6 protein-coding genes and 2 pseudogenes are annotated in these 10,979 nt (G+C 69.9%); 7 read left to right on the forward strand and 1 reads right to left on the reverse strand.

All coding sequences use genetic code 11. From position 1 onward, the window contains the following. The first annotated feature begins 1 nt into the window (after position 1). The 7 genes and pseudogenes from A5622_RS29495 to A5622_RS29945 all read left to right on the forward strand — a co-directional run. Entirely contained in the window at positions 2–2,605 is a 2,604-nt protein-coding gene (locus A5622_RS29495) for a hypothetical protein (RefSeq protein WP_082994510.1), read from the forward strand. Between the two features lies 1 nt (position 2,606). After that, positions 2,607–4,649, forward strand: a complete 2,043-nt coding sequence (locus A5622_RS02275) for a hypothetical protein (protein WP_066876396.1) — start codon at positions 2,607–2,609, stop codon at positions 4,647–4,649. Further along, positions 4,646–7,135, forward strand: coding sequence for a hypothetical protein (locus A5622_RS02280; protein ID WP_066876398.1), 2,490 nt, complete (start codon positions 4,646–4,648; stop codon positions 7,133–7,135). The genes A5622_RS02275 and A5622_RS02280 overlap by 4 nt, the downstream gene beginning before the upstream one ends. Continuing rightward, the gene (locus A5622_RS02285) at positions 7,135–8,067 is read left to right on the forward strand and encodes a hypothetical protein (RefSeq protein WP_066876402.1); all 933 of its coding nucleotides are present in this window, start codon (positions 7,135–7,137) and stop codon (positions 8,065–8,067) included. Before A5622_RS02280 ends, A5622_RS02285 begins: the two co-directional genes overlap by 1 nt. Positions 8,068–8,090: 23 nt before the next feature. Further along, on the forward strand, positions 8,091–9,245 hold the full coding sequence (locus tag A5622_RS02290; RefSeq protein ID WP_066869773.1) for a hypothetical protein: 1,155 nt from the start codon (positions 8,091–8,093) through the stop codon (positions 9,243–9,245). 17 nt (positions 9,246–9,262) lie between these two features. Further along, positions 9,263–10,234, forward strand: a complete 972-nt coding sequence (locus tag A5622_RS02295; RefSeq protein WP_066876400.1) for a sensor domain-containing protein — start codon at positions 9,263–9,265, stop codon at positions 10,232–10,234. A gap of 3 nt (positions 10,235–10,237) precedes the next feature. After that, positions 10,238–10,507, forward strand: a pseudogene (locus A5622_RS29945) (DUF4190 domain-containing protein); the annotation flags it as partial. 29 nt (positions 10,508–10,536) lie between these two features. Here the strand turns inward: A5622_RS29945 and A5622_RS29950 are convergent. Further along, positions 10,537–10,979, reverse strand: a pseudogene (locus A5622_RS29950) (hypothetical protein); the annotation flags it as partial.

Below are 10,979 nucleotides of genomic sequence, written 5' to 3' on the forward strand. Positions count from 1 at the left end.
CCTGCATACCGACGAGCTGCTCGGTGTCCTGTGCGATTACTCCGCCGCGGGACTGCTGGGCGTCTTCGTCTGGGTGGACGCCGGCGATGCGCGCGGGCCAGCCACAACGGCGACGATGGTCCGCGACGGGCGGTCGGAAACCGTTGTGCTGCAGCAGGTATTGACCGCCAAGCCCTACGACCGGGTCCGGGTGGCGGTGTTGGTTCCGCTCGAAGCTCCGGCGGATCAGCGGGCGCCCCTGGCCGCCGAGCAGTTCGTCGAACAAGTGGTGCGCAGCACCGCCAGGGGAGCGAGGATGACGCTGCTGCGGATGTTGCTCACCAGTGGGCGGGCCGGAGCCAGTCAGCTCAGCGCGTCGGTGGTCGTGGAGGGCTGGCACAACCTGCTGATCGCACCGGAGGATTCGCCGGCGCCCGGGCTGGGCGCGGTGCCGTGGGGACACCTGGCCGAACCGCTGGATCTGGCCCAGCGTGCCGCGCCGGTGGTCGCCGCGGTGGCCGGATTGTGGGCCGACGTGCAGCAGACCCCCTTCGACAGTGTGGAGATCCTGCCGGGCCAGACGTTGCGTGCGGTGCGCGCGTTCTACCGCAGCCTGGACACCGCCGACGTGGAACGTCGGCTGCGCGCGCGACTGTTCGATCCGGCCGGACGGCTGCCGCTGCCGCACGGCGGCCAGGTGCCCGTGCTCTACGTCGAGGACGTTTCGGCGGCCACCCAGACGATGGCCCGCGCGCTGTGGACCAAACACCGCGACGTGCTTCGCGGGCCGCGGATGGGCGCCGACGACGTTGCCACGCAGGCTATTTCGATCTGGGCGGCGCTGAAGATGTTCCTGCGCTTCATGGGCGGGGCCCTGCGTAACGCCCCGTCGGCGTGGCTGTCGGCGGTCAAGGGGTCGGTATCGGCGGTGTTGGCCTCGACGGTGCAGGGCACCGTGTTCGGCGGCCGCGAATCCGCGTTCTCGGTGGTCACCAGCAGTCAGCTCGCCGACTGGCAGGACCTCGGCCGCAGCGCCGACACGCTCAACGCGGCGATCGGCGGATCCGCGGCCAACGCGCAACTGGCGCACCAGGATCTCAGCCCGCTGTGGATCGACTTCGTCAACGGCGCGCTGACCCTTGCCGACGGCGGGCGCCGCGCCAAGGGGCTCGACCCGATCCAGGTGGGCGCGGGCGTCGGTGTGCTGGCCAACGCCGCCGACGTCGTACCCAGTCGCGCGGATCGGTTCACGGCCATCCCGACATCGCTGGCCGCGGTGATCGGCGTCACCGACCTGGAGCCGGCCGACGTGCTCGGCGCCGCCGATCTGCGCCAGCGGCTGCAACGCGCCTACTCCGATCCCGCCGCGGGCGTGGAGGCCCGCGGGGCGTCGACCGAGCTGGAGCGCTGGCAGCAGCACGCATCGAAAAGCTATGCCTGGCAGGCGGGATCGATCCTGGCCGACTTCCTGGGGCGGGCCCGCACCGAGGTGGCGCAAATCGCCGAACAGATCCAGCGGGCGGCCAGCGAGATCTCGATCGACGAGAAGGTGCGCGCCCGCCAACAGGCCATCGGCACCATCCTGGCCACGCTGACCTGGGCGACGCTAGGTGTGCTGGTCGTCCTGGTCGGCATCGCGGTCGCCGGGTTCACCGGGTGGAAATACACGTTGATCACCGGCGGCATACTCGTCGGCCTCTACATCGCGGTGTCGCTGACGCTGTTCCTGTTCGCCCAGCGCGACATGTTCACCTTGATGAATCTGCGGAAATCGCAACAGAATCAGCTCGAGATGATGCAGGCGAATCTGCAGACCGCCCTGCAGGATGTCAGCCGCCTGTCCACCGCCTACGGCCAATACCTGTCCTGGTGTCGCGTGCTGGGGCCGGTGCTGCGCGCGCCCTTCGGGCCCGCTCCGGCGGGGCGCTCGGCCGCACCACTGATTTCCGACGGCCTACCGCGCTGCGCACAGGTCGGGGTCGCCGATCCCGGCGCGGAGCGTGCCGACGACGCGGCACACGCCATCCAGCGCCGCCTCTACGCGCTCGGCTGGCTGACCAAGCCGTGGCAGGAGATGGTCACCCAGGCGGCGGGCCGACTGCGCGAGGACCCCGAAATGCTCTATCGCATGCCGGGTTTCCGGACGTCCTCGGGTCTGGATCAGTGGTCGGCGGCGGTGGCTTCCGGGCAGGTGCATTCCACCGGCGCCGACGCCCTGTGGCAGCGTGTCGAGCAGATGTTCGCCGAGGATGACCGGGTGGGCACGGCGCTCACCGGTGCGGTGTTGGCGCCCGCGATGGGCCAGCACGTGGGCTCCGAGCAGTTCGCGGCCGGGTTGGTCGACCACCGGCCGGGACAAGCCGCCCCCTTCGATGGCTCGGTGTTCACCGATGCGGCGATGACCGCGGGCCGCTGCGCGGTAGCCATCGATACCGCCACGATCGCCCGGCCCGGCCTGGGTTTCCGGGCCACGGTGGTGCAGGCCAGCGACGGCCTGGCGCCCTATGACTTCACCCTCTTCGAGGTGCCGCTGGCGGCCGCGTCGGGATTCGAAACGGAGAAGACCGCGGTGATCACGCACACCGAGCACCGCGACGCGCCGCCCGGCGGGGATTTGGTGTTCTAGCATGCCCGATCCGCAGCACGCCGGCGACGCCGACGACCCCCGCCTGAACGCCCTGATCGCGTGGCGCCAACGCCTCATCGACTCCGGGGCGGTGTCCAAGGCGGGGTTCAAGGAAACCCACCTGCGGCTGATACTGCGTTCCGGACGCACTGACGTGGAACAGATTCGGGCGATGCTGCCCGGATCGGTCGCCGACTATGCCGAGGAGCTGGCGGCCGTGCTGGCCGAGGTGGACTCGGAATCATCGCCGGGCCGCCATCACCGCCCGGGAAGCCTGTCCGCGGTGGAACCCGACGGTGAGCCGACCGGCGCGGCGGCACTGGCCGACGGCGGGGCTGGCGACCAACCACCGCTGAGCCCCAGCGATTTCGCCGCCTACACCTTTGGCGAACAGACCGGCCCGCTGGCCGCGGTCACCGTCAGACCATCCCGCGACGACGTCGACGGCCGCGAGCTGGCCTGGACCCCCTTCCTGCCGGGCGGGGAGGCCGTGGTGATCTACCGGCTGGTCGCTCAGGAGGACAACGCGCCGTATTCCCCGGATCGGGCCCGGCTGGTGGCGGCCACCACGGCGATCACCGCGGCCGACCCGCTGCCCTCGGCCGCGGCGGTGCGCTACTACCAGGTCTGGGCGAACGTCGGTGCGACCCGCGCGGAAGCGCTTGCGGCGCAACCCATCAAGCACGCCGAGGGTGTCGCGGTCAGCCCGGTGCGCGATTGCGTCGTTCGACAGGACAACGGCAAGGTCATCGGCAGCTGGACAGTGCCTTCGGCGGTGAGCGCCGTATTCGTGTCCCGGTTGCCGGTCGAGGAAGCCGGTCGTGAGGGTCCGCAGCATCGGATCCTGCTCGACCGCGACAATCGGGCGGGATTCGTGGACTCCGACCCGGCTCCCGGTCGCCATTACCTGTACCGGATTCGGGCGGCCGTCCCGATCAACGGCGTGCTGCGGCTGGCGGCGGCGGTGGAGGCCGACGTCGAAATCGCCGCCGTCCTGACACCGGTCACCGACCTGATGGTGACGTCGGCACCGGGGTCGGCCGAGGGCTTCGAACTCACCTGGAAGCCGCCGGCCGCGGGTGAAGTGGTGATCTATCGCAGCCAGACCGGTCCGGCGGCCGGGGCCGAGGCCAACGACTTGCCCGAGGCGGCGCTCGAGCAGATCGGGCTGACCCCGGATTTGCGCTTGACACAACCGATTAGCGAGCAGCCAGGCCCCGATGGACGGCCGCGGTCGACGATGTCGGGGGTGTCCTGGCCGACGGACTGGAGTCGCGCCTACTTCACCCCGGTCACCGTGCTGGCGGGACGTGCGTTGCTGGGCAAGACCTTCTGCTCGGTACGCACCGGAGCCATCCGCGACGTCGAACTGGCCGAGTACTGCAACAAGCAGGTCCTGACATTCGACTGGCCGCAAGGCGCCGCCGTCGTCGTGGTGTACCTGGCGCCCAAGGGCTACGACCCGCGCAACGGGCTGACCGGCACGTCCTACGAAATCACCGTCGAGCAATACGAAAAGTACGGCGGCCTGCAACTGCCCAACGGCAAGCTCCCGGTGAGCGGGTGTTCCCTGCATCTGGCGCCGGTGGCCTTCTCCGCCGGCCGCCGCGCCATCGGGCCCGTCCGCAGCATCGAGTACGCCGGCCTGCTGCGGCTGCAATACGCGGTGCAGTTGAGCCGCGACCCGGCGGGGCAACCGTCGCACGCCACCATCTATATGCGGTCCGAATACGACGTGCCCGGGTCGCCGGCGTTCGTGCTGATCAACCACCCGGATCGAATTCCGTTGTCGCCCACCGATGGCGAGGCGCTCGACGCGGCACCGCTGGACGCGCAGGGTGGCTTGGCGGCCACGCCGTCCAAGGAACTGCGGTGGTCGGCGTTGACCACCGCGGGAACCGCCGAGCCGTGGGCCGCCGATCTGCGGGGCCGGCGCGGATGGATCAGGTTGTTCGTCAACACGCCCTCGGCGGCGCGGCTGCGCACCATCGCGCTCCTGGACCCGCCCGTGCACAGCCTCCGCCTGAGCGTGGGCGCACCATGACGCCGCGCTACGGCCAACTCGCCTACACGAGCTTTGACCAGCCGGGAGGCGCGGGGGGCTGGCAGGTCAAGCAGACCGTCGGGGAGCTGTCGGCGGAGGAAACCCAGCGCTTGGCGTCGGGTGTCCGCACCGCCTTTCGGCCGGTGACGCCGCTGCCCGACTATCCCACTCCGGAACAGCTGGACGCGGCGCCGCGGCGCCTCGAGTACCGCCGATGGGCCAGCGATGCGGCGGGCTACTGGCACACCGTCGCCGCGGGTGCAGATAGCACCGGGCGGCCGGGCAACGTGTTCGCGCACGTATTGCTGGACAGGGCACCGGATTCGGCGCCGCGGCTGCGACCAATCCAGCGGTGGGGCTCGCCGGCGTGGTTACGTCCGTTCGGTGCGGCGGCCGTCGCTCGGGCCACCTTGCCCGGTGATCCGCCGGGCGCGGCGCAAGTCGTCACCCGAGAAACCGCGATCGCGTTCGCCCTGGACACCAGCACCTGGCGGGTGGGCACCCTGCTCGGATTGCTGGACGCGGTGGCGGCCGCGCTCGACGGGGGCGCACCCGTGGTGTTGGGCGCGGTCTCCGTTGACTCGGCCGCGCAGTGGATCGGCCTGGTGAGTTTCCTCATGTCGCCGGGAACCGCGGCCACCCTGAACTTCAGCACCTTCGATCGCGCCGACCAGCTCGGTCCGGCGCAGCACGCCATCGCGCACCTGGCCGCGGTGCCCATCGCTGACTTGGACACGGTCCCAACCGGTTTCGTGGTCATCGACGAGACCGCGACGCTATCGCTCGGGGAGTTGTGTGGCGATCCGCATCGGACCGCTGCCGGCCAGGCGATCGAGGTCACCGCCTGGTCGGTGATGGCACAGGAAGTGCTGCTTGATCCGCAGTCAGCCCTCGCGGTGCTCGATGAACTCGACCACCGCGCCGCACAAATCCAGGATCGAGACCTGCACCCGGCCTGGCCCCTGGCCGTCACGATCGCCGCCGACGAGGATTTCTCCGCCGCCCATCCCGAAGCGAACGCGATCATCACCGCGCACTCGCCGGCGGGCATCGCCCCCGGATCACCGACCGAACGCCTTGTCGACGAGGCGCTTTCGGCGCTCGTCGGCCAGACTACATCCGATGCCTGGAAGGCAGCCGAACAGCACCTACCTGGCTTCGCCGGCGAGCACGCCACGCTGACCTACCTGTGCCGGGCGATCGACGACGACACCTGGCTGGATCAACTGGGTCCGATTCCGTTGGGCCGCAACACCTATCACGGCCGTCCGGTTCCGGAGCCGCTGACGGCCGCCCTCGGGCCGGCTTTGCAGCGGACCGGCGCCACCGCTGACCCGCAACGACTGCTCAAGCTGGTCGATCTGCTGCTGCGGGCGGGCGTCGCCGACGACCGCCTGACGCAGGCCCTGACCGATCGGGTCGCGGCCCAGCTGGCCGACCCGCACGCGGGGCCCACGCTGGCCCGGCGGCTGACGCATCGGCTTGGCCCGGAAACCCGGCTCGCCGCGGCCGCCGCGACGCTGCGTCTGAATTGGGAAGGCGCGTCGGCGATCAGCGACACCGTGCTGGACTGGTTGGCCGACGGATCCAGCATGCCCACGCCGGGCGAGCTGCTGGCCGCGCAGCCGTGGGATGCGACGTGGACCCGCGCGGCGGTGTGCGGCATGCGCGCCGAGCGCCATCCGAGTGACGCGGACAGCTTCGCCGAGCTGTGGTGGTTCGCGGCGAACGGATCCCCATACCGCGACGAGCTGGCGGCCCGTCACGTGTGGGATCCGGCGCAATTGCTGGCGGCGGGCGGAGCCGCGTTGAGCACCGCGGCGCTGTTGCCGACGCTGCTGGGGGCACCGGACAGTGAGTCGTTGCTGCGGCTGGCCGACGAGATCACCGCCGCCAACAACGATGACCTCGCGGTGGCAAGTGCCGCGCTGCGCGCGGTGAGCCCGGCGTCCTGGGTGCAGCGCGGCTACATCAGCACCCATCAGCGGGCGTACTGCGGGCTGTGGGATACGGCGTTGGGTGAGATCGGCCCTGGGCGGGTGCACGCCGACTGCGCGGCGCGGGTGACGGTGCTGGCGGCCCTGGGCGTGATCGCCGGACAGCCACGCCCCGTGCTCGCGGCTCAACTGGCCGCCGATCGCGCGGTGGCCGGGGCCGCCGCCGAGCAACTGGTCGCCCTCGCCGATGCCGAAATCGTCACGGCCACAGAGGTGTTGGCGGCCAGCCTGTTGCGCACCGACGCCGCCGAACCGGCGGATGCCGTCGATGCTGTGCTGGCCTCGGCCGCCGCCGCACTGACCTTAGGCCGGCAGTTCAGCGAAGACAACCAGGAGGCGGTGCTCGCGACGATGATGCGGATGGCCGGCAGCAACGAGGCAGCGCCGCCGCGGCGATACCGGAAGCTGCTGAGCGCCATGCTGGCCCGCCGCTCCGACGGGCAAGCGCCGCTGGCTACCCCGCCGGCTCCGATGTGGAGGAACCCCTGATGCCGATCTACGCCCTGACCGCACGTAATCAGCGCGCCCACATACCCGTCGGGCCGCTGTCGGTCTCGATCAGCGGTGCGGTACACGACGCCGCCCTCGACATACAGGGCGCGCCGGGTCAGGCCGTGGTGCGCTCCAGCCCCCAGCATGTCGTCCTGCCCTCGCTGACCGGTCCCGTCACCATCGCCGTGCGCCCCGCCTTCACAACACAATTCGGCGCCGGCACGGTCGTGCATCTCGCGATCGCCCACGATGTGCCCGACGATGCCGACCCCGTCCAGGTGCTGTTCGACCCGGTGGACGTCAGCGGCGACACCGCGGTGGTGTTCGCCGAACTGCGCCCGGCCGGCCACCACATCGAGGTCTCCGTGACCGCCGCGGCCGACACGGCGCTGGGCCCGCTGGCGGCCGCGGCCCGCACCTCGGCGCGGCGTCTCATCGGCCGGGACCGCAAGCAGGCCCACGCTGAACTCGTTGTCGCACTGAACAGTTCGGCGTCGATGCGCCCCTGGTTCGCCGATGGCAGCGCGGCGGCGGCCACCGACGTGGCGGTGGGGGTAGCCGACGCCCTCGGAATCCGCGACGTGGCCGCGGTGCTCGTCGGAGCCGACGTCACCAAGATCGCTGCGGAAAACCACGCCGCCGGGCCGGGTGCGGGGCTCGCCGAAGCGGTGCGCAAGCTACAGCCGCGATGGTCGGCGGGCGCGCGCTGGTCGCGGCTGCGCACCGACATCGCCACCGTGGCCTGTTCGGACTTCCCGGTCAGCGGCGTGCAGCGCGGCTTTGCGTTGATCACCCTGTCCGATGACCGCCGGGTCGCCGGACCGCGGCTGCCGGCGCCGCGCTCGGGGCAAGACGCGGCCGCGGAACTGCTCGCGCATCCGCAGGTGCTCGATGACATCACCGCCGGGCTTGTTCGGGCCCTCACATGACCGCGCCCGCAATCCCGGCGATTTTGACCAAATGCCCACGGTGCTTTGCGCTTTTGGATCCCGACCACCACTTGTGGACACTGGCGCCCACCAGTGGTGCACCCCGCTATCACGACGAGGTCGGCTCGGCGTTCCTGGGCGCCAAGGCCGACATCGGGCCGATGTTCCGGTGGGATCGTCCGCCCGGGTACAACGGCCCGCCGCCGCCGAACATTGCCGCCCAGGCGCTGCGCGGTCCCGTCCTCGAGATCTGCCCGGTGTGCCACTTCACGCTGCCCGATCGATGGCGCGAAGGCCAGGCGTACTGCATTGCGATGGCGGGGGCCCGCGCGACCGGCAAGAGCCTCTACATCGCCGTGCTGGTTCGCCAACTGCAGCTGTTGTGCGAACACCTCGGATTCGCGATGGCGCCCGCGACGCGCTCGACGGCCGTCGCCTACACAACCCATTACGAGACACCGCTGTTCGTGCAGCGCGGCCTGATCCCGCCGACGCCGACGATAATGACCCAGACGTCCACGCAGCGCGAGCCACTGATTTTCAGCCTGGGCACCTGGCATGGGGTGCAGCGTTACCTGGTGCTGCGCGACGTCGCCGGCGAGGACATGGAGTCCGGCAACCTGCATTCCCCGCCGTTTCGGTTCTTCAGCAACGCCGAGGCCGTGTTCTTCATGTTCGATCCGCTTCGGGTGCAATCGATTCGGGATCAGCTCCAGGACCTGCTGCCCCCGCAGATGGTGAGCGGGGGAGATCCAGGCGGCGTGCTCAACAACGTGATGATGGCCATCGGGTCCGGCGAACCACGGCTGGCGGTCATCTTGTCGAAGTTCGACGCGCTGCGGGCGCTGCGCGACGTCGATGGCTCCGAGTGGAGCATGGTGATGTCCAACGCCGGCGCCGCGTATCTGCGTGATCCCTCGGATTCGGTGCTCTATGACGACAACGACGGTCAATTGCTGCACGAAGAGGTGCGTAGCCTGCTGACCCGGCTCAACGCCGGATCCATCATCGCCGGCGTCGAAAACCCATCCACCCCAAGGCGGCTGAGGCACCGCTTCTTCGTCGTCTCGGCCCTCGGCCAGCCACCGAGCGGGCAGCGACTGCACGCCCGGGGCATCGCGCCGTTCCGGTGCGTCGACCCGGTCCGTTGGGTCACCTCGAGTTTCGGCGTGCTTTAGGTTTCGGCGCGGCGAACATGACCAACCCACCTCAGAACCCGTTCGAGCACAATCCGTTTGGCGCTACGCCGTTCGGAAGTGTCCCGCCCGGGCCTCCGGTGTATGCGGCGCCGGTGCCACCTCCGGACCGCCCACCGGTCAACGCGTTGGCGACGTTGTCGGTGGTGTTCGCGTTCGTGTTCGCCCCCGTCGGGGCGGTGCTGGGGCACCTCGGGCTTCGGCAGATTCGGCGCACCGGTCAGCGCGGCCGCGACCGTGCTCTGGTGGGGACGGTGCTGTCGTACGTGGTGATCGCAGTGGTGGTCGGCGTTTTGGTGGTGTGGCTCACCCGGCCCGACAGCCCTGCCGCCCGCACCGCCGCCCCCACCACGGCTTCCCCGCCTGCTGGCCCCGCGATCACGCCGTCCGATCTGGCACGGCTGGTGCCCACTCTCGCCGACGCCAAAGCCATCACCGGTGACGACAAGCTGATACAGGCGGTGATTCTGCGCCGGCCCGAGGATGTTGCGGCCGGCGGACAAACCACCGACCGTCCGGAATGCCGCGGCGCTCTATATGCCGGCGTGCCTGACCTGTACAACGTCGGAGCCCTCGTCAACTACTACATGCCCGTCTTCGCCGACCGGGATGACCCAGCCAACACGAGGTCGATTGACGCTGCCATCGCGGCGTTTCCGGATTCGGCCGCGGCGCAAGCGCAACTGGCGAAGATGTCGTCGGCATGGCGCCAGTGCGGTGGTCTGCCGGTGAAGATCACGTTCCTCAATAAGAGCACCGTGGCGTTCTCGCTCAACGAGCCGATCGATGCCGGCAACGGCATCACCACCATCGAAGCCGCGGCGCGCGATGACCTGTCGGTGCATGCGATCGCCGCGAAGGCCAACGTCGTGATCGATCTGCTGGTGTCCTACACCGGCAACGACGTGGACCGTGCCCGCCAGACCGCCACGGCCGTCGCCAACCAGATCCTCGACAAGATTCCGGGCTGAACCATGACCAACCCCTGGCAGGGCAACCCATTTGGGCCCCGTCCATTCGGCGGTTCGTTGCCGACGCAAGGTCAGCCACCGCCGCTGCCGCCGTCCGCACCGCGTGACGAGGCGAATGTCCTGGCGACGTTGTCGGTGGTGTTCGCGTTCGTATTCGCACCCCTCGGCGCGATTCTTGGGCACGTAGGACTTTCACAGATTCGGCGCACCGGCCAGCGCGGTCGCGATCGTGCCCTGGTAGGGGTCACGCTCTCGTACGTCTTCATCGCGGTGGCGGTCGTCGCATTGGCCGTCGGGTTAACTCAGGCCGGCAGTCCACCGACGCACCGTGCCGGACCAAGCACGACGACCGCTCCCAGCGCGACGACGACGGCGACCACCACGACACCGCCCCCACCGCCTACCGTTGCGCCCGCAAATCTGGACGGATTGCTGCCCAGCCTCGACGACGTCAGGAACATCGCCGGAGATCCGAATCTCAAGGGCGAGGATCCGGTCCACCAACTCACCCCGCTGAGTCCCAAAGATGGGACGTATGACCGGCCCGAATGTGCGGCCACGGATTGCACGGATCCCCTTGGGCCGCCCGCACTCTGGAGGTCGAAAAATCCCGACATGGCGACACCCAGCGGGGTCACCGTGTAGGCGTCCGGGATGCCGATGGCGATCGTGGCCGCACATTCGGGCCGGTCATACGTCCCATCTTTGGGACTCAGCGGGGTGAGTTGGTGGACCGGATCCTCCC

It is taken from the genome of Mycobacterium sp. 1245801.1 (assembly GCF_001673055.1).
Classification (GTDB): Bacteria; Actinomycetota; Actinomycetes; order Mycobacteriales; family Mycobacteriaceae; genus Mycobacterium; species Mycobacterium europaeum_A.